Here is a 20,860-nt window from a genome sequence, read left to right on the forward strand (position 1 = left end):
TCGCCCCGCCCGCCGTCCTGCCGATCTCCGTCCGGCGGTGCTGCCGATCTCCGTCCGGCGGTGCTGCCGATCTCCGTCCGGCGGTGCTGCCGATCTCCGTCCGGCGGTGCAGCCGGTCGCCTCACTGGCCGCCCCGGCTCATCCAGCGTCCGGCTCATCCGGGGGTCCGGCCGCGAGCGGCCCGTCGGCGCTCACCCACGGTAGTGCTGGTCAGCGAGGTGCGGTCGGATCGAGGGGCGGCGGTGCGGGGCCGTCGCCTCGGCGTCCATCACCCACAGTCACACCAGCGCCCAGCGACGCCGACATCACGGTTGGTGAGCGGGCCTCGCCGGTGGGGAGGCACCGTTGGTCGAGAGGCCTCGCTCGTCCGGGCCGTACCGGGGGCGGAGAGGCGCGAAGGTAGCATCTGGGGGTCTCACCTGACATCCCGGACGGAGGCGTACGGAGCAGCATGCTCGACATGGAGTTGATCCGGAAGGATCGCGAGGCGGTGGCGACCGCGCTGGCGAAGCGGCTGGATCCCGCCGAGGTCAACCGGGTCCTGGACGAGATCCAGCGGCTCGACCAGGAGCGCCGCGCGCTGATCAGCGAGATCGACGCCGAGCGGCAACGCCGCAAGGCCGAGGCGCGGGCGTACGCGCAGGCGAAGCGGGCCGGCACCACGCCGGAGCCTGTCGCGCCGGAGGCCGAGCGCAAGCAGCTCGCCGAGCTGGAGTCCCAGCTGGACGAGGTGCAGGCCCGGCTGCGCGGCACGATGAGCGAGCTGCCCAACCTGCCCGCCGACGACGTGGTCCCCGGCGGTAAGGAAGCCAACCGGGTGGTCAGGACCTTCGGTGCGCCGCCGGTCATCGAGAAGATCCGCGACCACGTCGAGCTGAGCCGGATGCTGGGCCTGGTCGACCACGAGCGCGGGGTCAAGCTCGGCGGTTCCGGCTTCTGGATGTACACCGGCCTGGGCGCCCGGCTGGAGTGGGCGCTGATCAACTGGTTCATCGACGAGCACGTCAAGGCCGGCTACGAGTTCCTACTCCCGCCGCACCTGCTGCTGGACACCGCCGGCTACGCCGCCGGCCAGTTCCCCAAGTTCCACGACGACGTCTACCACCTGGACCGCGAGTCGGCCCCGCGCGGGCAGTTCCTGCTGCCCACCTCGGAGACGGCGATCCTCGGGGCGTACCAGGACGAGATCCTGGAAACGGCGAAGCTGCCGCTGAAGGCGTTCGCCTACACCCCGTGCTACCGGCGGGAGGCGGCCGGCTCGCACTCGGACGAGCGCGGCACCGTCCGGGGCCACCAGTTCAACAAGGTGGAGATCTTCCAGTTCACCCTGCCGGAGCAGGCCGACGCGGCGCTGGAGGAGATGCTCACCCACGCCGAGAGCCTGGTCGAGCGGCTGGGCCTGCACTACCAGCGCAGCCTCCTCTCCGCCGGCGACGCCAGCGCCTCGATGAAGAAGACCCTCGACATCGAGGTCTGGATGCCGAGCACCGGCAAGTACAAGGAGGTGTCGTCGGTCTCCTGGGCCGGCGACTACCAGGCCCGCCGGGCGGCCATCCGCTACCGGGAGCCGGGCGGCAAGCAGACCCGCTTCGTGCACACCCTCAACGGGTCGGCGCTGGCCACCAGCCGGCTCTTCCCGGCCATCCTGGAGCAGTTCCAGCAGCCCGACGGCTCCGTGCTGGTGCCGGAGGTGCTCCGCGACCGGCTCGGCACCGACCGGCTCACGCCGGTCCGCTGACCGCCTCGACGTCGGTGGGGTCCGGGTCTCCCGGTCCCCGCCGTCCGTCTTCCGGCATCGGACCCATCGGCGCGGCGGGACGGGCAGCGCCCAGCGCAACGACGTATGTCCATCCGCGCCGGATCGGGACCGGCACCCCGTAGCCGGGCTGGATCATCCGCCGAGCAGCCAGCCGTTCCGCTCGGCGATGCGTACGGCGTCGGCCCGGTTGCGGGCGCCGGTCTTGCCGATCGCCGCGGAGAGGTGGTTGCGCACGGTCCCCTCGGACAGGTGCAACGCCGCCGCCAGGTCGGCGACCGTGCCGCCGTTCCGGGCGGCACGCAGCACCTGGGTCTCCCGTCCGGTCAGCGGGCTCGCCCCGGCGGCCAGGGTCTCTGCCGCCAGGGTGGGGTCGACCACCCGCAGGCCGGCGTGCACCCGCCGGACGGCGTCGGCGAGCTGTCGGGCCGGGGTGTCCTTGACCACGAAGCCGTTCGCCCCGGCCTCCATCGCCCGGCGCAGGTAGCCGGGACGGCCGAAGGTGGTCACCACCAGCACCCGGCAGGCGGGCAGCGCCGCCCGCAGCTCGGCGGTGGCCGAGATGCCGTCCAGCCCGGGCATCTCCACGTCCAGCAGGGCCACGTCCGGGCCGGTGCGGCGGGCCGCGTCGACCACCTCGTCGCCCCGGCCCACCTCGGCGACCACGGTCAGGTCCGGCTCCAGCGAGAGCAGCGCGGCCAGCGCGCCCCGGACCAGCGCCTGGTCGTCGGCGAGCAGCAGCCGGATCGACGCGCTCACGCGCCCACTCGCAACAGGAAGCCCGGACCGTCGGCGCGGCGGCCGACGGTGACCGTGGCGTCCAGCCGGCGCGCTCGCTCCCGCAGGCCGGTCAGGCCGTGCCCGGCGCCGTCCGGATCGGACGGCCCGCGCCCGTCGTCGGTGATCTCCACCCGGTCCGGGTGGACCCGGATGACGCACCGCCGCGCCCCGCTGTGCCGCACCACGTTGGTCACTGCCTCCCGTACCGTCCAGCCGAACAACTCGTCCCGCTCCGCCGGCAGCTCCGGCACGTCGTCCGGCAGCTCCGCGGCGATGCCCGCCGCGGCCAGCGCCGACCGGGCACCGGCCAGTTCGCCGGCCAGGCTGATCTCCCGGTACCCCCCGACGGTGCGCCGCACGTCGGCGAGCGCCTGCCGGGCCAGCCGCTCGACGTCGGCGATCTCGGTTGCCGCCCGGGCCGGATCGAGCTCCAGCAGCCGGCCGGCCAGTTCCGCCTTGACCGCCACCACGGTCAGCGAGTGGCCGAGGATGTCGTGCAGGTCCCGGGCGGTGCGGACGCGCTCCTCGGCGACCGCGAGCCGGCGGATCTCGGCCTGGGCCGCCTGGAGTTCGGCGTTGCGCTGGGCCAGCCGGGTCACGCCGAACATGGCGAACGAGGCGAGCAGCACCGCGAAGGCCACCGTGCTCTCCGCCTCCCAGCCCGGCACCAGCCGGGCGGCGACCAGCGGCGTGAGCGCCGCGAGCGTCACCACCACCAGCGCCTCCACGCCGGGCAGCAGGAACACCCCCGCCGCGGCGACGAAGACCAGGGTGGTCAGCCAGTCCCCGGCGGTGCCGGGCATGCCGGCCAGCCCGAGCCCGAGCAGCAACGCGACGAGGACGCGTGCCCGCCCGACCGGCACCGGCCGGTGCGCCTCCCGGCGGGCCCGCGCCCACTGGAAGACCACGACGTAGAGCACGCCGAAGGCGACCAGCGTGGTCACGCCCACCACCCGCCGCCACGGCTGCGCCTGGTGCAGGGCGGTGGCCAGCGGGATGTTGAGGAAGAAGAGCCAGACCGCGGCGAGCAGCCAGCCGGTGACCCGCCAGTGGCGGTTCACCGACCGGGGGCGGCCCGGGGGAAGGTCCATCGGATACACGCTAACGACCGCAGGCTCGGTCAGACCCGGGCGGTGTCCCGGCGGAACAGCCGGGACGCGGCGTAGCCGAACAGCGCCGTCCAGCCGACAATGTTGCCCAGCTCCGCGAGCCCCACCCCGGTGTCGGTCAGCGGGGCGCGGGCCAGCTGGCCGACACCGTAGACCGGGGTGAAACGGGCGACCTGCTGGAGCACGTGCGGCAGCACGTCGAGCGGGACAAACAGACCGCCGAGCATGGCCAGCACCGCCAGGACCGGGCCCAGGTACTGCATGACGTTCTCGGCCGGGGCCAGGTAGCCGACGAAGAGCCCGAGGGCGGCGAAGACCAGCGAGCCGAGCCAGGCGGCCAGGCCGGCAAGCAACCAGACGCGCACCGGCAGGCGCACCCCAGCGGCCGCGCCGACGCCGAACTCGACGACGACCGCAGCCAGGCCGAGCACCATCGCGGTGACCGCCTTGGTCGCCACGTACGCCGCCGGCCGTAGTGGGGTGAGCCGCAGCTGCCGGGTCCAGCCGAGCGCCCGTTCGGTGGCGACCGCGGCACCGGCGCTGGTGGTGGCGACCATCGCGGCGTACACGGCGAGGCTGATCATGATCCAGGCGGTCACCGGCCTCCCGTTGGGCAGCTCCTGCCCGCGCTGCGGCAGGCCGAAGAGGAGGAAGAAGACCGCCGGCATGATCAGGGTGAAGCCCAGCGTGCGGCGGTTGCGCAGCAGCCGGCGGATCTCGATGGCGAGCACCGCCGGGGAAAAGCCGCCGAGGGCGGGCAGGCGGCGGGCCGGGCGGTCGGCGGCGACCGGGACGGACGAGGTCAGCGTCATCTCAGGCTCCGGTGGTGTCGTCGGTGGTCAAGGCGAGAAAGGCGTCCTCGAGGTTGCGGGAGGTGATCTCGACGTCCCGGGCGGCGGTGCGGGTCAGCAGGTGCCGGGCGACCGCGTCCGAGCCGGCGCAGCGGACGAGCACGCCGTCGCCGCGTACCTCGACGGCCAGGACGCCCGGCAGGGCGGCGAGGGCGGCCTGGTCGGCGCCGGGCAGGGTGGCCCGGACCAGCCGCCCGGCGGCCAGGTTCTTGATCTCGGCGGTGCTGCCGTCGGCGACCACCCGCCCCTGCCGGACCAGCACGATCCGGTCCGCGTACGCGTCGGCCTCGTCCAGGTAGTGGGTGGCGAAGACGACGGTCCGGCCGGCGCTGGCGTCGGCCCGGATGGACTGCCAGAAGTCCCGCCGCCCCTCGACGTCCATCCCGGTGGTGGGCTCGTCGAGGATCATCAGGTCCGGGTCGGGCAGCAACGCCAGGGCGAAGCGCAGCCGCTGCTGCTCGCCGCCCGAGCATCTGCCGACCGGGCGGTCCGCGACGCCGGTGAGCCCGGCCCGGGCCAGCACCTCCGCCACCGGCCGGGTACGGCCGTGGAAGTGCGCGGTCATCCGTACCGTCTCGGCGACGGTGAGGTCCTTGAGCAGGCCGCCGGTCTGCATGACGGCGGTGACCCGGCCGTGCCGGACGGCGTCGCCCGGGTCGCCGCCGAAGAGCCGGACGGTGCCGGCGTCCGGGCGGGCCAGGCCGAGCAGCATATCGATCGTGGTGGTCTTACCGGCGCCGTTGGGGCCGAGGAAGGCGACCACCTCGCCGGGGGCGATGCGCAGGTCGAGCCCGTCCACGGCGGTCACCGGTCCGAAGGTCTTGCGAAGGCCGGCCAGCTCGACGGCCGGTTGCGTACTGGTCATGACACCGATCCTGGGGTCCACCGGAACGCCGTCCCCGGCCCCCGCGTCACGACCCCGCCATGACAAATGTCAGCCTCGGGCGGCTGCGGCGGGGTTCCCGGGGCGTCCAGCGGGTATGCCGCCGGGTCCGCGCATACCGGCAGTCGGGGAGGTACACCAATGGGCACCGCGCCGACCGGACGGGTCGACACGATCGTGCTGATCCACGGTCTGTGGACGACGCCACGCAGTTGGGAACACTGGGCGCAGCACTACCGGGCCCTCGGGTTCCGGGTGCTCACGCCGGCCTGGCCGGGGATGGAGACGGAGGTGGAGACGCTGCGCGCCGATCCCTCCCCGATCGCCGGGTTGACCCTGGGCCGGATCATCGACCACTACGCGGCACTCGTCCGGGAGCTGCCGAACCCACCGCTGATCATGGGGCACTCCTTCGGCGGGCTGGTCTCCCAGGTGCTGCTCGACCGGGGGCTCGGCGGGGCCGTGGTGGCGATCGCCCCCGCGTCGGTCAAGGGCGTGCTCCGGCTGCCGGTGAGCACCCTGCGGTCGGCGTACCCGGTGCTGCGCAACCCCGCCAACCGGCACAAGGCCGTGCCGATCACCGCCGACGAGTTCCGGTACGCCTTCGGCAACACCATCTCCCGTGAGGAGTCCGACCGGGCCTGGCAGCGGTACGCGGTGCCGGCGGCCGGGCACGTGCTCTTCGAGGGGGCGTTCGCCAACCTCGACGCCCGGTCGCCGGCGACGGTGGACAACGGGCGCGACGACCGGGCGCCGCTGCTGCTGATCGCCGGCGGCAACGACCACGTGTCGCCACCGCAGCTGGTCAGGTCGAACGCCACGCTGTACCGGAAGTCCCGGGCGATCACCGACTACCAGGAGTTCCCCGGGCGGTCGCACTTCACCGTCGGCGAGCCGGGCTGGGAGAAGGTGGCCGACCGCGCGCTGGACTGGGCGGTGGAGATGGCCACCACCCGCTCGCCGGCCGTCGTCGGCGACGCGCCCCGCTGGTGAGTCAGGTCCTGACGAAGGCCCACAGGAACCGCCGGGAGCAACCGCCGTCGTGGTCGGGCCGGCTGTTGATCGCTCTCGCGCTCGAACCTGGTCGCGTGGTCCCGAAGGCAACGCTCGTCGACTGGATCTGGGGTGAACACCCGCCCGCCGACGCGAACGAATGCCCTGCACCGCTTGCCCGCTGCTGCCACTGACCATGCACCGACTCGACCACGACGAGCGACTCGCCACCGCACGCATCCCCAGACACGTTCCTATCCATCGTTGCGCCAGCCGGCAAGGGCGAGATCACCATGAAGATCGCCGGGCTCGGTGATTACTACTTCGCCGAGGACTGCCACCAGCTGTACCTGGTCCCGACCAAGAACCCGAACCGGCTACTGCAACCACGGCCCGAACGGGCTGAGCTGCCCGGTCGGCGTAGCCCGCACCGCCGGCTGAGCCACCCGGCCACGCAGACGAGCGTCTCGGATGAGCCATCCCCGACGACGAGGACCGGCGGTTTCGGCCGCCGGCCCTCGCGTTGTCCTCCTCCGACTGAGTCAAAGAAGGTGCTGAACTACTTTGTCCGGTACGGAGCGGCAAAGAATGCGAAGAAAATCAGCAGAACAGACCCGGCTGATTGCACCCATTCCTGCCCAGACCTCGACGCCACCACCTGGGTGACGAATGCCAGGACAATAATCCCGAGAACCCACACCGCCCATCTGGCGACGGTTGGCCTCTGCCCGCTCATCATGCCTCCCGGAGAGTCATCGGCGATCACCACCACCTGCTTGACCATTGGCGGAAGCCACGCTCACGGTGCGAGCCGGACGAACCGTACCGGCCTCGTCCAACGCCGCGGTGCGATGCCTTGACGCTCCGGCCTGCGTAACGGAGCTTGAGGTACTTACCGGCGCCGCCAGTCAGCGCGCCATAGGCCGCCCCCTTGGCCGCCTGACCGGTGCACCGCCTGCCCCACCGGTAGCCATTGTCGTGGTAGCAGTTGTAACCGTAACCAGCGCCGCCGACGACAGCACCGACGATGACGGCGCACGATGCCAGCGGAGGCGAGGCAGGCGGCTGCACCACCGAAGCCCAGCGCCCCGGCGACCACCCACTTACCGTTCGATCGCCACCAGCGCTTTTGAGGGCGTGGTGCAGGTCGCGGGGGTAGAAGGTGAGCATGCGGCTGCCGCGTTTCGCGGTGGTGCAGAGGGCCCGGACTGGGCAGGGTCATCAGGAGACCCTGAGCCGCCCCCACCCCCGCCTCGTCGATCATGATGTTGTGGCGCCAGACGAAACGGATCTACCTCAGAAGACAGGCGCCGCGCCTCCATGATCAGCGCCCGGAGAGGGCTTGGCGGAGTTCGTGGATTATGTGTTCGGGGCGGAGGTAGAGGTCGCGGTCGGTGAAGTAGCGCATGGTCCAGCCGCGGGCTGACAGCCAGTTCATCCTGGCTCGGTCCCTCCGGAGGCGCTCGCGGGTCAGGTGGGACCTGCCGTCGTATTCGATGCCGATCTTGTGGGCGCGGTAACCGAGGTCGAGCCGGAAGGTCGGTTCTCCGGACTCGTCGGCGACCCAGATCTGCGGCTCAGGTGGTGGCAGGCCGCCGTCGATGAGCACCAGACGTAGCTGGCTCTCCTGCCGACACTCCGACCTGGCGTCTGCCAGCTGCACCAACTGGCGAGCCTGGCACACACCACGCAGCCGGGCGTGTCGGGTCACCTCCCGCCTAAGGTCGGCCGGCCGGCACGCATCGGATCGCAACGCGAGATCGAGGAGGGGAAGCGCATCCATCCGCCGGACGGTGCGTGCCAAATCGACGGCGCAGCGGTCGGCCGTGGCGGTCAGTACGCCGGACAGCATCACCGGATCGCGCACCGGCAACACCGACTCGTGGACGGTCACCCCGCTGATTTTTGGTACGACCGAGCCGGCCGGCACGATGACGTGGAGGGAATCCTGTGGCACATCACCGAACCCGTGCAGACGGGCTCCGGTGTGGAACCCGACCATTGCCTCGGCCGGCAACCGCATGAGCACCGCCCGCAGCTCCTCGCCCGGCTCACGGTCTGCGGCGGTGTAGACCCCCCGGCTCAGTCGGCGGAGCCGCCCGGACTCGACCGCGTTCCGGACAACGCCTCGCGAGCTGCCAGCGGAAAGCAACTCCGGATAGCGACACAAATCATCAACCACGCCACCCGATGCTGCCGCCCCTCACCCTCCCTGCCCCCGCACTCCCATCCCACCTGTGGACAACCCAGCCCCCTGTGCACAACCCCCTGATCAAGCCCACACCTGCTACAACCGCCCACCCCCCACCTCGTCGATCATGGAGTCGGGGCTGTCCACAACACCGACAATCGACACCTCTCACGCACCACAACTTCATGATCGGCGCGGTGCACGGCTCCATGCCGCCCGGTATCGTGCTCGTCCGGCGATGGGACGGGTACGGGGGGCGGAACGGGCTGATGAGTGAGTATCAGTACTACGAGTTCCTGGCGGTCGATCGGCCACTGACCGCCCAGCAGCTCGACGAGCTGCGCAGGTTGTCGACCCGGGCCCGGATCACCTCGACGAGCTTCGTCAACACCTACCACTGGGGCAACTTCCGAGGCGACCCGCGCCGGCTGGTGGCAAACTACTTCGACGCCTTCCTCTACCTGGCCAACTGGGGCACCCGCCAGCTCATGATCCGGCTCCCCCACGGATCGCTGGATCTGCGCACCGCACAGCGGTACTGCGACACCGAGTCGGCATCGGCGTGGGCCGTCGGCGACCGGGTCATCATCGACCTCACCGATCAGGACGAGGAGGGCGAGTGGAACTGGGACGACGACGGAGAGGGGCGGCTCGCCTCGATCATCCCGGCCCGGGCCGACCTGGCCGGCGGTGACCTGCGGCTGCTCTACCTGGCCTGGCTGCTCGCGGCCGGACGGTACGAGATCGACGACGACGAACCGGAGCCGCCGGTCCCGCCGGGTCTGGGCACGCTGACCGCGCCGCTGCAGAGCCTGGTGGAGTTCCTGCGGATCGACACCGACCTGCTCGCCGTCGCCGCCGAAACGAGCGCGCCGCTGTCCCACTCGGAGCCATCGACGGCCGAGCTACACCGCTGGCTGCGGGGCCTGCCGACCGACGAGAAGGACGAACTGCTGCTGCGCATCCTGCGGGACGGGGACGTACCCGTGCGGGCCGAACTGCGGCGACGGCTCCGGGCCGCGAAACCCGACGGCGACCCGACGGGTGCCGCAGCCGGCGGCCGTACGGCGGGGCAGCTCAGGAAGGCCGCCGGGGCGCGGTGGACCGAACGCCAGCGGCAGGCACACCAGCGGCGCGCCGAGGAAAGCGCCCGCCAGGAGCGGGCGGCGGCGGCTGCCCGCGAGCGACGCCTGACCGAGTTGGCCGCCCAGCCCGAGCAGGCGTGGCAGCAGGTGGACACGCTGATCGCGACGAAGAAACCACGCGAGTACGACTCGACGGTCGGACTGCTGACCGAGCTGGCCGCCCTCGGCCAGCGGGACGGCCGGGAGGAGGCGTTCGCGGAGCGGATCCGACTGCTGCGCCAGACGCACCAGCGCAAGCCCAGCCTGATGGACCGCTTCGACCGGGCCGGTCTGCCGGGCGGGTAGGCCAGCGCTCACCGCCGCCGGAACCGCCGCGAGCACTCGCCGTCGTGGTCGGGCCGGAGCAGGCACCGCAGGCCACCGGGCAGGAGTCGGTCGCAGAAGACCCAGTAGCGTATGTTCTGGTCGTCCTCGGCCGACACCGTGGTGCCCCCCGGATCGGTCTGCGGCAGGACGTGCGTCCAGTGCGCCACCACCCGGGCGAGCCGCTGGGCGGAGACCAGGTCGCTGGCGACCACCGGCAGATGGATGACCCACCGCTCGCTCACCGGCCCTGGCTCCGCTCGGTGCGGGCGCGGGCCTGCTCGGACTGCCAGCGGCGCAGCGCGTCCTTGACCCGGTCGGTCTCCCGCCGGCTCTGGGCGAGCGCGTCGTAGACGACGGCCAGGTCCCCAGCGACGCGGTCGAGGAACTCCCGGACCTCCTGCGGGTCGAGCCCGCGCCGACCCAACGGGGTCGGCCGGAACCGCCGCTCACGAACCTGCCACGGCCGCAGCGGGTGGTAGGCCGCCGAGCGGTAGCAGCCCGGACCAGTGGCCGCCCGCTGGCGACGCCGGGCACGCCGGAAGAAGACTCGCATGACAGGACCTGCCTCTCACCGTCGAGATTGACCTGTGGAAGGGGCGGGCCCACCGGCCCGCCGCGCACCGGCGGACCCACCCCGGCACCTGCCACCGCAGCCCTTCGATCAGCAGTACGGCAGCAGGGCACACATGGCCGCTGAGCAGCGCGAACTCCACAGTGGCCGCAACCGTAGTCAAACACTGGCCGAACTCAATTGCAACATCGCAAGAGCGCCGTTGGATTGACTACCTCGCTATAGCGAGATACTGACTGTGACGTGTCTATTGCTTGTGAGACAGCACAGGGCTTCAATTGGACGGACGCGTGTTGACGGACAACTACGGCCGGAGGCGGAGAGTGTCACAGACAGTCACGGGCTCGACCATGTTGCGGCGCCAGATCGGGCGCAAGTTCGAGGCACTCCGCAAGGCGGCAGGACTGACGATGGAACAGGCCGCCGAGCGCCTGGACCGAGCACGCGCGACGCTGCACCGGATCGAGAACGGCGCCGAGCACGTCCGCTTCCGGCAGGCCGACGTACAGCAGATGCTCGATCTCTACGGCGCATCCGCCGAGGACAGCGAACTACTGCTCGCCCTGACTGCGGCAACCCGGGAGAACAAGAACTGGTGGCATGACTATGTTGGCTCCGGCCTGCCGCGCTGGTTTCAGCTCTACATCGGCCTCGAAGCTGCGGCGTCCGGCATCAGGCAATACGAGGCCGAACTGGTTCCCGGCCTGCTTCAGACCCGCGCCTACGCCGAGCAGGTCTTCCGGACGCCCGGCGGCTCGGTCGACGCGGGAGACACCGACGAGCAACAGCGGGCCGTCCAGCTTCGGGTCGAGCGACAGGCACTCCTCACCCGATTCTCCCCTCCGCAACTCAGCGTGATAATCAACGAGGCGGTGTTGCGTCGCCCGGTCGGCACCGCCACGATCATGGCTGAACAACTCCACCAGATCCTGAAGGCCGCCGAGCTACCCAACGTAACCGTCCAGGTGCTGACTTTTTCTGCCGGGCTGCACGCCGGGGCGATGGCCGGGGCTTTCTCGATCCTGGAGTTCCCCCGGGACAGCAGCGGCAAGGAGGTGGAACCGCCAGTGGCGTACCTGGAAGCCGCGACGGGAGCGATCTATCTCGACAAACCGCACGAAACCACCGCCTACGACACCATCTGGGCTGACATGACGGGCCGCGCCCTCAACGAGTCCCGATCGAAGAGCCTGATCCAGCAAGTCGCAGAGGAGTACTCCCGTGCCTGACCTAACCGGTGCCGTCTGGCGCAAGTCGACCCGCAGCAACAACGGCGGCAACTGCGTCGAGGTCGCCGACAACCTCCCCGGCATCGTCGGGCTGCGCGACAGCAAGGACCCGACCGGCCCGATGCTGACCTTTACCCCGATGGCCTGGGCCACCTTCGTCCAAGCCGCCAAGGGCGAGACGCTGAGCCGCTGATCGGCAGTCGCGCCGTCTCCTGGCCCTCGGAGGCGGCGTGCTAGCCCGTGCACCATCAGTCGAGGTTGGGCTCCCAACCGCGTCCGCACGCTGACCAGGTGCTCGCTGAGATCGACCGGCTGTCGTACCGCTGAGGGCCGCAGCCGCGCGCGAGGCGATCGAGGTCGACGCTGGCTGCGCTGCTGGCGGAGGAGATCGGCCAGGTGGTTCAGGCTGCGTCGTCGTGGCGGTTCAGCCGCCCAGCCGGCGGACCATGTTCATGATGGTCTCCACCTGGGCACCACCCTTGATCGGGTAGTTGGTCGCGCCGAGGTAGCCCCACCAGTCCCAGCAGCCGTTCGGATTGCTGGCAATGGTGCTCGCCTGCGGGTAGAGCACGATCAGGTTGTTGGTGTCGGCGTACTGGTTCAGGTTGGCCCGGTCCACGAAGGCGGCGCCGACCTTGCCGTACCCCTGGAGACATCCGTGCAGGGCGACCAGCAGCCGGCACGGCTGGCCGGCCGCGCACGACGACGGCACGTAGGCGAAGCCGTTGTCGTCCATGCTCAGGCCGGGGGCCCAGCCGTTGACCGCGTGGGTGCTCTGGCTGAATCGGGTGAGCGTGCCGCCGAGCGGGCCGGTGTTCGGTGCGTTCACGCTGCCCAGCAGCTTGCGCAGCAGGCTGTTCTGCGGGTCAGTCCCACAGTCCGTAGGACGCCCAGGTCCGGGTGTACGTCTGGAGGGCGGACACGTTGGTCGGGTACAGGTTGTCGCCACAGCCGTAGAGCGCCTGGGCGACGTTGTGCTGCGCGCAGTAGTAGGGCCCGGCGGCGAAGATCGCCGCGCCCCGGATCCGGGACGAGTAGGCGACGTGCAGTTGGGTGGCCAGGTAGCCACCGGAGGAGACGCCGGCGACGTAGACGCCGGAGACGTTGTAGGCGCGCAGCGACCCGGATACCGGGGCCTTGGTGGACGGGGTGGCGGCCTGGGCGGGCGAAGCGGCGGCCAGCATCAGCAGCAGGACGGCGGCGAGGGCGGTGGTGGTGGCTTTCAGCGGTGTCTTCATGACGCTCTCCGAGAGCATGACCGCGTCACGGAAGACACCGTGGGTGGAGTGGACACGGCCGCCTTCCCGCACGGTACGCGGGGAGGCGGCCGTCGGCTCAGCGCCCAACAGCTCAGATCAACGTCCCGATGGAGCGGGTCAGAACTGCTCCACCCAGTACGGGACGACGTCCATCCAGCCGTTGGCGCCCGCGCCGTACTTCCGGCCGCTGCTGTTGGTGCTCAGGGTGTACCAGGCGTCCACGAAGTCCGGATCATCGGTGTACCAGGAGGTCGGGATGGCATCCAGGATCGCATTTACCAGCGGGGTGTACGCGCCACCGTCCACGATCACCAGCAGGATGTCGGCGATCGCCTTGACCAGCGCCGAGTAGTTGGTGTCCCCGTCGTCCTCCATCATGACCACGTCGGCCAGGTTGTACTTGTACGCCGAGAAGTGCACCAGGAGTTGGTTCGGGTAGTACGTGGTGCCGTCGTGGTCCAGGTACGGCATCTGCACCAGGTCGACCTTGACCTTGCCGTCCAGCCCGAACCCGGCCACGACGTTGTAGATCTCGGCTGCGCCCTTGATCCAGGGCTCCTTGTCGTCGCTGAGCCGGATGGCGTTGACCTTGGTGGCCCAGTAGCCGGCCGAGGCGGTCACCTCAGCGGCGGAGGCACGGGACGCGGGCTGCGCCGGGGCCACCTGTCCGATGCCCCGCGCGCCCAGTTCCTCACGCATCAACGCCAGTCCGGCGGAGAGCGCCCGCTCGGCGTCCACGTCGACCACCAGCACCGGCCGCTGCGGCACCTGGGCGGCGTCCAGCACCACCGTGCCGCCGGAGCGGTCGTACGCGGTCACGCTCGTCGCCGAGTCGTCGGTCGGGGTAGCGGCCACCAGCGGTGCCTCGCCCCGGGCCAGTGCCGCGCGCATGTCCGGGTGGGCCAGCCGCAGCCGCAGCAGCGAGCCGGTGCCGCCCGGCAGGCCCTTGGCGATCAACAGCCGCTGGTTGGCGGCGCGGAGGTCGCCGGCGAGCCGGCCGTTCACGTTGACGGTGAGCAGGTCAATCGGGCCGTTCGCGGCGGAGATGCTCAGCCGGTCCATCGTGGTCCGGTCGGCAACCGACACCTGGCGAGCCACGCCGTCGATGATGGTGGACACCGGGCTGGCGGCGACGGCTACAGGCGCCGGTGCGACGTGGTCAGGCCGGGCGTACGCGGGGCTGGCGACCATTGCGGCCAGGGTTGTGGCCGCGATGCCCAGCGACAGGGCGGCGCGACGGAAGGTTCGTGGGTTCACATGGACTCCTCTGCGTGTCCCGGCCACCGCTCGTAACGGTGACCGAGAGACTGACGGCAACCATCACATAGATATACGCGCATGAAAAGATCGTCAATGGCTCGCTCGTGAACGCAGTGCAAACTGACCGGCGCATACCGGATGCCTGCAAGGCAGCGAACGCCGCGCCTCCGGTGAACCCGGCGACGGTCTCCGCGTTGCGGTCCCGCACCCATCCGGCGGCGCGCCATCGACGTTCGGCTCGTTCCTGCGCACGTTCATCCACGGGCACGTACGGCAACTGCAGGCCGCCGCCCGTGACACCCTGATCGGTCTGGCCGGCCGGGCACCGATCCTCGCCGGCGCCGACGTGCTGACCTTTGTGGACATCGACTCGATGCTGCGCCGCGTATACGGCAAGCAGAAGCAAGGCATCGGCTTCGGCCACGCCAAGGTCGGCGGCTACAACGTCTATCTGCGCGGCTACAACCCCCTCGTCGCGACGCTGTCCACACCGCTGTCGGCGCCGGTGATCGCCGCGACCAGGCTGCGGGCGGGTAACGCCGGCTCGGCCCGCGGCGCGGCGCGGATGATCGCCGAAGCGATCACCACCGCCCGATCATGTGGCGCGGGCGGTGAGATCGTGGTGCGGGCGGATTCGGCGTTCTACGCCAAGACCGTCATTGGCACCTGCCGGCGCCGCAACGTCAGGTTCTCGGTCACCTGCCGCATCGACGCTAAGATCCGCGCCTCGTGCGACAGCATCACCGACGACCAATGGATAGACATCAGATACCCGCAGGCCGTGTGGGACGAAGACGCCGGGCGGTGGATCTCCGACGCGCAGGTCGCCGAGACCACGTACACCGCGTTCGCGGGCACCCGCGACCAGGTGACCGCCCGGCTGATCGTGCGCCGCATCCGCCGCGACGACCCCGCCCAGGTCCCCGGCCAGGAAGAATTGATACCGACCTACCGGTACCACGCCGTGTTCACCGACAGCCCGTACACGCTCGTGCAGGCCGAAGCCCAACACCGCGGCCACGCGATCATCGAACAGGTCAACGCGGACCTGATCGCCGGGCCCCTCGCGCACCTGCCGTCGGGCCGGTTCAGCGCCAACGACGCCTGGCTGACCTGCGCCGCCATCGCACACAACCTCACCCGCACCGCAGGACACCTCGCCGCAGGCGCCTACGCCACCGCCCGACCCGCCACCATCCGGACCCGACTCGTCACGGTCGCCGCCGGCTTGTGCACCGGGCTCGCACCATCCACCTGCACCTGCCCGAGCACTGGCCCTGGCAAACGGCGTTCGACAACCTGTTCACCGCCGTCCACCCCGCACCCGGCTGAACACGCCCGGACCAGCTGAATCAGACGACCCGACCCCGGGTCACAATCCCGTTCCACCCCGAACACTCACCCTCGGAGCAAGCCGATCACGTGATCGGAGAATCCCGCCCGCCCGCCCGCCGAATCACCCACTACCAAGAATGATCATCCGGCGAACGACGTCAACTGCGTCGGTGGATCGATGCTGAGAACCCCAGGGAAGTCCTGCCGCAAAAGCGAAGCGTGAGGAGAGAGGGGCGATGCCCACTCTGCCCCTGGGTGGCTGCGCCACGGTTGGTCGACTTGCGACAGTGACAGATATCCGACTGCGGAGACAACCAACCACATGCACATCTGCGGCGTCTATCAATTGGAACGTCACTCGACAGAGCGGGGAATACATCAATGACAGTACGAAAAGTGCTGGCCGTGGTTGCCGCAGTAGCGGCCGGGGTGAGCGGGGGCTCGGTCGCGGTCGCAGCACCGGCCGAGCCGCAGTTGCGGTTCCTCGCCGCATCCCGCTCGGTGACCGTGGAGTCCTACCCGGACTCCGGCGTCGCGCTGGACCTGGGCACGCACCTGGTAGCCGGCAAGAATCCGTTCGAGGTGCGGCTCAAGCGCGGCTCGTACGGCGATCCCATCATGGCCGAGCGGATCGTCGACGGCTCCGCCGGCAAGCGCGTGGCGCTGCCCGCTGGACTGGTGACCGACTTCGCCGGGTTCCCGGCGTTCACCCACGTAATCATCACCGGCGGGGACGGCGCGGTCGTCCTCGAACGCGACGAGAGCTTTTGCCCGAACTCCTGGGACACGGCGCGGACCCGGCCGGACGCGCCGGACAGGTCGCCGTACCCACAGGATTGCCCGACCAACCCGTTCACCATCGGCGCGGTGTGGGGCATCCAGGCCGGGTGGAGTGCGCCAGCGGGCATGCCGTGGTGGCAGGCCGAGCCGGTCGACCTGGCCACAGGCACCTACACCGCGACGGTCCGAGTGAACCAGCCGTACCTCGACCTGTTCGGCATCCCGGCCGATCAGGCGTCCGTAACCATCGAGCTCAACGTGCGCGAGTACCAGGACGATCGGCATCGGGCCGCGACAGGCGCGAACGCCGCCCGGACCGGTGCGGCCCTGACCCCGGGCGCCCGCCCGGCGGGCAAGAACAGCATCCCGAAGGAAGGATCCAGGCCAGACCTCCGCTCGCTACCCGCATGGGGCATCCAGATCGGCGGGTACGGCGACAGCGGCGACCGCGACTACCTGTCGTTCAACGCTACCGTGTGGGTCGCCGGCCAGTCGCCGCTGGTGGTGGACGGCTTCCGCCGCTCCGGCGAGGACGTGATGGACGCGTACCAGTATTTCTACGACGCGAAGGGCAAGCAGACCGGGTACGCGCAGGTAGGCACCATGGAGTGGGACGCCCGGGACGGCCACCACCACTGGCACTTCACCGACTTCGCCCAGTACCGGTTGCTGGACGAGAACGCCCAACTGGCGGTGCGTAGCGGCAAGGAAGCCTTCTGCCTAGCCAACACGGACGCGGTCGACTACACCCTGCCGGGCGCCAACTGGCGGCCAGGCAACACCGACCTGCACACCGCCTGCGGTGACCAGTCCTCCCTGGCCGTCCGGGAAGTACTCGATGTCGGCTCAGGCGACACCTACGGGCAATACCTGCCGGGCCAGTCGTTCGACATCACCGATCTGCCCAACGGCACCTACTACATCGAAGTGGCCGCCAACCCGAGCGGCCGGCTGCACGAGGCTGACGCCACGAACAACACCTCGCTGCGCAAGGTGATCCTCGGCGGCGAGCCCGGTGCTCGCACCGCTGAAGTCCCACCGCACCAGGGCATCGTGGGCTGACCACGGTCAACATCCCGGCGCTGGTCGTCGTGTCCCACATCGGCGATGCGACGACCAGCGCCCAGCGGACGAACTGGGGAAGGTGCGGGCAACCCATCGCGCGCCATCTTTTAGATCGACCCCAGCTGATCAGCGGGCTGAGATCTCTCACCTCGTGCGCTCTACGACGCAGAGCCTCGCCGGTAAACCTACTGTTCGCGGACCTCCGGGTCGCTGGTGTAGCTGGCCAGGGTGAGGGTCGCGACCATCCGCCACAGCGCATCCTCACCTGGCCGATGTGACTGCGTCCAAGTCTCCGGCGACCTGACGCCCGGATCGTCGACGATCGACGGCCACCGACGCGTTGCGGCCGGCGTTAGCGGGTGAGCCGCACTGCGACTGTGACTGTCCAGATGAGCAGTGGGAACACGGCTATCCGCTCCATGCCGCCGACGCCGAAGCCGAGGTCGACCTGGGCCAGGAACAGGGTCGTGCCGGCCAGGCCGATCAGGCCCAGCGCGAGGCTGACCTCGCGCATCGAGCCCAGGACGGACGACCGCCGGGCCAGCGATGCCACGAGCATCCCGACATTCGCCAACACGAAGATCAGCAGCGCCGCGAGGAAGTGGTTGTTCTCGTTCACGTCCGCCGGATACGCCCCGGCCAGGATGTACCCGCCCGCGCCTGCGAGCGTCACCAGTTGCGCCGTCCTTGTGGCGACGCCGCGGCCGAGCGCGGACCAGGTGAGCAGGACCCCGAGTGCGAGCAGTACGCCGGTGGCCGTCATGGCGCTGTTCATCGCGAGATGCCAGGGGGAGCAGACCTCGCGCGGTCGGCTGGTGTCCCACCTGCCGCAGGTCACATTGCCCAGGTCGCTGATGTTGTTGGTAGCCCAGCTGAATGGCGGGTCCCTCCAGGCCAGTCCGGTGATGACGTTCGCAGCCAGGAACAGGGATGCGGCGAGCAGCCAACTGCAGGCGCCCAGTCGGTGGATATGCATTCGCAAACTTCAGCGCTTGGAGGCGGGCCATGCACTGGGCCTAGCCAGTCAACGTCAGATAGGGCTAGGCATACCCGAGGAGTACGTCCAGACGGCTGGGTTCGGCGGATCCGCCCTGGTTAGCGTTGCGGCATGACGTGGGATGAACCTCTGCACCTGGCGGCGGCACTTCGCCGGCGCGACTATCTGGTCTCCTCGTGGCCGTGGCGGGCGCTCGCGTACGTCGCCACCACCGTGCCGATTGCGGGCGTCCTGTCCGTCGGGTTGCTCATCATCGGGCCCCCTTGCTGACGGTTATCAATTCGATGCGGCAGGGGGCGCATCGTTGAGCTGCCCATTGTCCTGTTCCTCAGCGTCGCCGGCGTGCTTGTGCTGGCGCTGTCCCCGATCGTGAGCATTGCGGTGGCGGCGATAGAGCGGTGGCGGCTCTGCATCGTGGACCCGCGCCCGCTGTCCGGGCAGCACTTCCGGGGCCTGGCGGCGCGATACACCAACGCGGCGGCGTGGCGCGAGGTCGCGTACACCTTCTGGCTGGGCGGCATCGTGCCGATCACGTACTGGATGCTCCTGCTGCTCGCCATGCTCGACGTCATGCTAATCGCCAGCCCGTGGCTGGCTGGCGACGCCGATCGGATCGTCGTGGTCTGGACCACGGTCGATGAACCCCGTCAGGCGATCCCCTACGCGATCCTGGGCATCGGGAGGTGCTCGTGCTGCTCGCCGAGGGCCACTCCAACACAGCGATCGCGGCGAGGCTCTATGTCACCGAAGCGGCAATCGGCAAGCACGTTGGCAACATCCTGGCCAAGCTCGACCTGCCGCCCAGGGAGGAGACCAACCGCCGGGTGCTGGCAGTCCTCACCTACCTGCGCACCAGCCCATCCCGCTAGGCTTCCAATCCCGCCTCTGCCGCCCGCAAAGGGCCGCCACACGGACGCCCCGCATCGACTCTGCCGCCGACTGAGCGCTACCCACCGTGACACATCCTCGCGGAGGCCCCGCATCCGATCGTGGCCGATGAGCGGGCACGTAGCTCTCCCGCCCGCCGAAAAACCCGTTGCGAGTGGCCGGCATCAGATGTCTGGTTGATCGGCCACCAATCACGGGAGGGAACATGGCGCGCATGTCGCTGCCCACCCCCACGCTGCCCACCGCTCGCCTCCGACTGCGTCCCTTCGACGACGCGGATGCGAACGACCTCTTCGCGCTGCACAGCAGCGCCTACGTGTTGCGCTACTGGGACGCGCCTCCGTGGAGCGAACGCGTGCGCTCCGAGCGGTTCATCACGGCTTGCCGGCAGATGGCAGAAGGGGGCACCGGGGCGCGGCTGGCCGTGGATCGTGTCTCCGACGGGGCCTTCATCGGCTGGTGCAGCCTGAACCGGTGGAATCCGGACTATCGCAGTGCATCGCTGGGCTACTGCTTCGACGATGCAGCGTGGGGCCACGGCTACGCGACGGAGGCCGCGCGCGTTTTGCTGCGGTGGGCATTCGACACGCTGGACCTGAATCGCGTCCAGGCTGAGACCGATACACGCAACGTGGCATCTGCCCGCGTGCTGGAGAAACTCGGGTTCGTGCGTGAAGGGACGTTGCGGGAAGACTGCGTCGTGAACGGCGAGGTCTCTGACTCGTGGGTCTACGGGCTGATCAGGCGGGAGTGGCGGCCGTCGTCCGAGCCGGTTCCCGCCCGCTGAGTCCTCGCTCCCTCGCGAGACGTCGCCCGGCATCCAGGTGCTTCGCTTCGCCGCGCCGATTGGCCGGCACCGGGCACTCTCATGCCGCGATCCGTGCGCTGCGCAGGGTAAGGTGACCGCTCGCGGCTCGCGGTGCGGATTCGCCGAATTGTGCGGCACTCGTCAGGCAAAGGAGTGCGGGCGTCGCGAATATGGATGAGCCATCTCCATCGTGACAGTGCCGGTCACGGCCGGCCCCGTCGGTCACCGGTCGGCGTCCGCGCTGGTCGCGGGCGGGACGGCAAGTTGGTCCAGCACGTCCTCGTACATCCCGGCCTTGAAGTTGATCAGGTCGAGGCACTTTCGGAGCTGGTCCATCTGGTCGACGACCCGCTCCCGGTGCTCCCGTAGCAACACCAGTCGTTCCGTCTCGTTGCCTCCGCCCGCGCGGACTAACTCGGTGTAGCGCCGGATCGCCGGCAGTGGCATCCCGGAGGCGCGCAGGATCACGCAGACGGTGATCCAGTCCACGTCGTCCTGGTGATAGACGCGCCGCCCGCCGGGATCGCGCTGGATTGGGCTTGCCAGCAGCCCTTCCCGCTCGTAGAAGCGCAGGGTGTGCACGCTCAGCCCGGTGCGCTCGGCGGCCTCGCCGATGCTCAGGCGTGGGGCGACGTCGGACATACCGTCCAGCGT

The 20,860-nt window shown here is 70.1% G+C and carries 22 protein-coding genes and 3 pseudogenes; 12 read left to right on the top strand and 13 right to left on the bottom strand.

The features are described 5' to 3' along the window. Positions 1–451 precede the first annotated feature (451 nt). Positions 452–1,738 (top strand): serine--tRNA ligase, encoded by a 1,287-nt coding sequence (gene serS, locus ABZ807_RS21575; RefSeq protein WP_357160682.1) that lies wholly within the window; start codon positions 452–454, stop codon positions 1,736–1,738. A gap of 153 nt (positions 1,739–1,891) precedes the next feature. On the opposite strand, the gene ABZ807_RS21580 is transcribed toward serS, so the two are convergent. Genes ABZ807_RS21580 through ABZ807_RS21595 form a run of 4 tightly spaced genes read right to left on the bottom strand, consistent with a single transcriptional unit; the run spans position 1,892 to position 5,361 of the window. Next, on the bottom strand, positions 1,892–2,515 hold the full coding sequence (locus tag ABZ807_RS21580; protein WP_357160685.1) for a response regulator transcription factor: 624 nt from the start codon (positions 2,513–2,515) through the stop codon (positions 1,892–1,894). Beyond that, positions 2,512–3,627 carry a sensor histidine kinase gene (locus ABZ807_RS21585; protein ID WP_357160688.1) on the bottom strand — a complete coding sequence of 372 codons (1,116 nt, stop codon included), beginning with the start codon at positions 3,625–3,627 and terminating at the stop codon, positions 2,512–2,514. The genes ABZ807_RS21580 and ABZ807_RS21585 overlap by 4 nt, the downstream gene beginning before the upstream one ends. Before the next feature lie 29 nt (positions 3,628–3,656). Further along, positions 3,657–4,457, bottom strand: a complete 801-nt coding sequence (locus ABZ807_RS21590; RefSeq protein WP_357160691.1) for an ABC transporter permease — start codon at positions 4,455–4,457, stop codon at positions 3,657–3,659. A 1-nt stretch (position 4,458) separates the two neighbouring features. Beyond that, on the bottom strand, positions 4,459–5,361 hold the full coding sequence (locus ABZ807_RS21595) for an ABC transporter ATP-binding protein (protein WP_357160694.1): 903 nt from the start codon (positions 5,359–5,361) through the stop codon (positions 4,459–4,461). A gap of 159 nt (positions 5,362–5,520) precedes the next feature. On the opposite strand from ABZ807_RS21595, the gene ABZ807_RS21600 reads away from it, so the two are divergent. After that, complete coding sequence (locus ABZ807_RS21600; RefSeq protein ID WP_357160697.1) at positions 5,521–6,372, top strand: alpha/beta fold hydrolase; 852 nt, start codon at positions 5,521–5,523, stop codon at positions 6,370–6,372. A gap of 236 nt (positions 6,373–6,608) precedes the next feature. Continuing rightward, positions 6,609–6,813 (top strand): annotated as a pseudogene (locus ABZ807_RS21605) (peptide-methionine (S)-S-oxide reductase); the annotation flags it as partial. Positions 6,814–6,931: 118 nt separating this feature from the next. On the opposite strand, the gene ABZ807_RS21610 reads toward ABZ807_RS21605, so the two are convergent. Both ABZ807_RS21610 and ABZ807_RS21615 read right to left on the bottom strand, forming a co-directional pair. After that, on the bottom strand, positions 6,932–7,156 hold the full coding sequence (locus tag ABZ807_RS21610; RefSeq protein WP_357160700.1) for a hypothetical protein: 225 nt from the start codon (positions 7,154–7,156) through the stop codon (positions 6,932–6,934). 540 nt (positions 7,157–7,696) lie between these two features. Then, positions 7,697–8,239, bottom strand: a complete 543-nt coding sequence (locus ABZ807_RS21615; RefSeq protein ID WP_357160703.1) for a DUF559 domain-containing protein — start codon at positions 8,237–8,239, stop codon at positions 7,697–7,699. Between the two features lie 593 nt (positions 8,240–8,832). Between ABZ807_RS21615 and ABZ807_RS21620 the strand changes: the two genes are divergently transcribed. Beyond that, positions 8,833–9,993: a hypothetical protein gene (locus ABZ807_RS21620; RefSeq protein WP_357160706.1), complete on the top strand. Its 1,161-nt coding sequence runs from the start codon at positions 8,833–8,835 to the stop codon at positions 9,991–9,993. Positions 9,994–10,001: 8 nt separating this feature from the next. Here the strand turns inward: ABZ807_RS21620 and ABZ807_RS21625 are convergent, their stop codons facing one another. Both ABZ807_RS21625 and ABZ807_RS21630 read right to left on the bottom strand, forming a co-directional pair. After that, the gene (locus tag ABZ807_RS21625; protein ID WP_357160709.1) at positions 10,002–10,256 is read right to left on the bottom strand and encodes a hypothetical protein; all 255 of its coding nucleotides are present in this window, start codon (positions 10,254–10,256) and stop codon (positions 10,002–10,004) included. After that, on the bottom strand, positions 10,253–10,567 hold the full coding sequence (locus ABZ807_RS21630; protein WP_357160712.1) for a DivIVA domain-containing protein: 315 nt from the start codon (positions 10,565–10,567) through the stop codon (positions 10,253–10,255). The genes ABZ807_RS21625 and ABZ807_RS21630 overlap by 4 nt, the downstream gene beginning before the upstream one ends. A 368-nt stretch (positions 10,568–10,935) precedes the next feature. Between ABZ807_RS21630 and ABZ807_RS21635 the strand changes: the two genes are divergently transcribed. Continuing rightward, positions 10,936–11,814, top strand: coding sequence for a helix-turn-helix transcriptional regulator (locus ABZ807_RS21635; RefSeq protein WP_357160787.1), 879 nt, complete (start codon positions 10,936–10,938; stop codon positions 11,812–11,814). Next, on the top strand, positions 11,807–12,007 hold the full coding sequence (locus ABZ807_RS21640) for a DUF397 domain-containing protein (protein WP_357160715.1): 201 nt from the start codon (positions 11,807–11,809) through the stop codon (positions 12,005–12,007). The genes ABZ807_RS21635 and ABZ807_RS21640 overlap by 8 nt, the downstream gene beginning before the upstream one ends. A gap of 231 nt (positions 12,008–12,238) precedes the next feature. Here ABZ807_RS21640 and ABZ807_RS21645 read toward each other — a convergent pair whose 3' ends face one another. The 3 genes from ABZ807_RS21645 to ABZ807_RS21655 form a co-directional block, all read right to left on the bottom strand. Continuing rightward, positions 12,239–12,643: a PHB depolymerase family esterase gene (locus ABZ807_RS21645; protein ID WP_357160718.1), complete on the bottom strand. Its 405-nt coding sequence runs from the start codon at positions 12,641–12,643 to the stop codon at positions 12,239–12,241. A gap of 37 nt (positions 12,644–12,680) precedes the next feature. Beyond that, complete coding sequence (locus tag ABZ807_RS21650; protein WP_357160721.1) at positions 12,681–13,052, bottom strand: hypothetical protein; 372 nt, start codon at positions 13,050–13,052, stop codon at positions 12,681–12,683. 138 nt (positions 13,053–13,190) lie between these two features. After that, positions 13,191–14,330 carry a DUF3103 family protein gene (locus ABZ807_RS21655; protein ID WP_357160724.1) on the bottom strand — a complete coding sequence of 380 codons (1,140 nt, stop codon included), beginning with the start codon at positions 14,328–14,330 and terminating at the stop codon, positions 13,191–13,193. A gap of 280 nt (positions 14,331–14,610) precedes the next feature. Here ABZ807_RS21655 and ABZ807_RS21660 point away from each other — a divergent pair, with 280 nt between their 5' ends. Then, entirely contained in the window at positions 14,611–15,684 is a 1,074-nt protein-coding gene (locus ABZ807_RS21660; protein ID WP_357160790.1) for an IS1380 family transposase, read from the top strand. A 365-nt stretch (positions 15,685–16,049) separates the two neighbouring features. Then, positions 16,050–17,510, top strand: a complete 1,461-nt coding sequence (locus ABZ807_RS21665; RefSeq protein WP_357160727.1) for a lysyl oxidase family protein — start codon at positions 16,050–16,052, stop codon at positions 17,508–17,510. 355 nt (positions 17,511–17,865) lie between these two features. Here ABZ807_RS21665 and ABZ807_RS21670 read toward each other — a convergent pair whose 3' ends face one another. Then, positions 17,866–18,489 (bottom strand): DUF998 domain-containing protein, encoded by a 624-nt coding sequence (locus ABZ807_RS21670; RefSeq protein WP_357160730.1) that lies wholly within the window; start codon positions 18,487–18,489, stop codon positions 17,866–17,868. Between the two features lie 132 nt (positions 18,490–18,621). Here ABZ807_RS21670 and ABZ807_RS21675 point away from each other — a divergent pair, with 132 nt between their 5' ends. The 4 genes and pseudogenes from ABZ807_RS21675 (at position 18,622) to ABZ807_RS21690 (ending at position 20,185) form a co-directional block, all read left to right on the top strand. Beyond that, positions 18,622–18,780: a hypothetical protein gene (locus ABZ807_RS21675; protein WP_357160733.1), complete on the top strand. Its 159-nt coding sequence runs from the start codon at positions 18,622–18,624 to the stop codon at positions 18,778–18,780. Positions 18,781–18,879: 99 nt separating this feature from the next. Next, positions 18,880–19,137: pseudogene (locus ABZ807_RS21680) on the top strand (sensor histidine kinase); the annotation flags it as partial. Positions 19,138–19,187: 50 nt separating this feature from the next. Beyond that, positions 19,188–19,379: pseudogene (locus tag ABZ807_RS21685) on the top strand (LuxR C-terminal-related transcriptional regulator); the annotation flags it as partial. A 233-nt stretch (positions 19,380–19,612) separates the two neighbouring features. After that, positions 19,613–20,185: a GNAT family protein gene (locus ABZ807_RS21690; RefSeq protein WP_357160736.1), complete on the top strand. Its 573-nt coding sequence runs from the start codon at positions 19,613–19,615 to the stop codon at positions 20,183–20,185. Positions 20,186–20,428: 243 nt separating this feature from the next. Here ABZ807_RS21690 and ABZ807_RS21695 read toward each other — a convergent pair whose 3' ends face one another. After that, a complete protein-coding gene (locus tag ABZ807_RS21695) occupies positions 20,429–20,848 on the bottom strand; it encodes a MerR family transcriptional regulator (RefSeq protein WP_357160739.1) in 420 nt (139 codons plus the stop codon). Positions 20,849–20,860 lie beyond the last annotated feature (12 nt).

This window comes from Micromonospora sp. NPDC047548 (assembly GCF_040642975.1).
Lineage (GTDB): Bacteria > Actinomycetota > Actinomycetes > Mycobacteriales > Micromonosporaceae > Micromonospora.

Coding starts and splice junctions, on each gene's coding strand:
- serS (WP_357160682.1), top strand. CDS start 452: ATGCTCGACATGGAGTTGATCCGGAAGGATCGCGAGGCGGTGGCGACC.
- ABZ807_RS21585 (WP_357160688.1), bottom strand. CDS start 3,627: ATGGACCTTCCCCCGGGCCGCCCCCGGTCGGTGAACCGCCACTGGCGG.
- ABZ807_RS21590 (WP_357160691.1), bottom strand. CDS start 4,457: ATGACGCTGACCTCGTCCGTCCCGGTCGCCGCCGACCGCCCGGCCCGC.
- ABZ807_RS21595 (WP_357160694.1), bottom strand. CDS start 5,361: ATGACCAGTACGCAACCGGCCGTCGAGCTGGCCGGCCTTCGCAAGACC.
- ABZ807_RS21600 (WP_357160697.1), top strand. CDS start 5,521: ATGGGCACCGCGCCGACCGGACGGGTCGACACGATCGTGCTGATCCAC.
- ABZ807_RS21610 (WP_357160700.1), bottom strand. CDS start 7,156: ATGGTCAAGCAGGTGGTGGTGATCGCCGATGACTCTCCGGGAGGCATG.
- ABZ807_RS21620 (WP_357160706.1), top strand. CDS start 8,833: ATGAGTGAGTATCAGTACTACGAGTTCCTGGCGGTCGATCGGCCACTG.
- ABZ807_RS21630 (WP_357160712.1), bottom strand. CDS start 10,567: ATGCGAGTCTTCTTCCGGCGTGCCCGGCGTCGCCAGCGGGCGGCCACT.
- ABZ807_RS21635 (WP_357160787.1), top strand. CDS start 10,936: ATGTTGCGGCGCCAGATCGGGCGCAAGTTCGAGGCACTCCGCAAGGCG.
- ABZ807_RS21650 (WP_357160721.1), bottom strand. CDS start 13,052: ATGAAGACACCGCTGAAAGCCACCACCACCGCCCTCGCCGCCGTCCTG.
- ABZ807_RS21665 (WP_357160727.1), top strand. CDS start 16,050: ATGACAGTACGAAAAGTGCTGGCCGTGGTTGCCGCAGTAGCGGCCGGG.
- ABZ807_RS21670 (WP_357160730.1), bottom strand. CDS start 18,489: ATGCATATCCACCGACTGGGCGCCTGCAGTTGGCTGCTCGCCGCATCC.
- ABZ807_RS21675 (WP_357160733.1), top strand. CDS start 18,622: ATGACGTGGGATGAACCTCTGCACCTGGCGGCGGCACTTCGCCGGCGC.
- ABZ807_RS21690 (WP_357160736.1), top strand. CDS start 19,613: ATGTCGCTGCCCACCCCCACGCTGCCCACCGCTCGCCTCCGACTGCGT.
- ABZ807_RS21695 (WP_357160739.1), bottom strand. CDS start 20,848: ATGTCCGACGTCGCCCCACGCCTGAGCATCGGCGAGGCCGCCGAGCGC.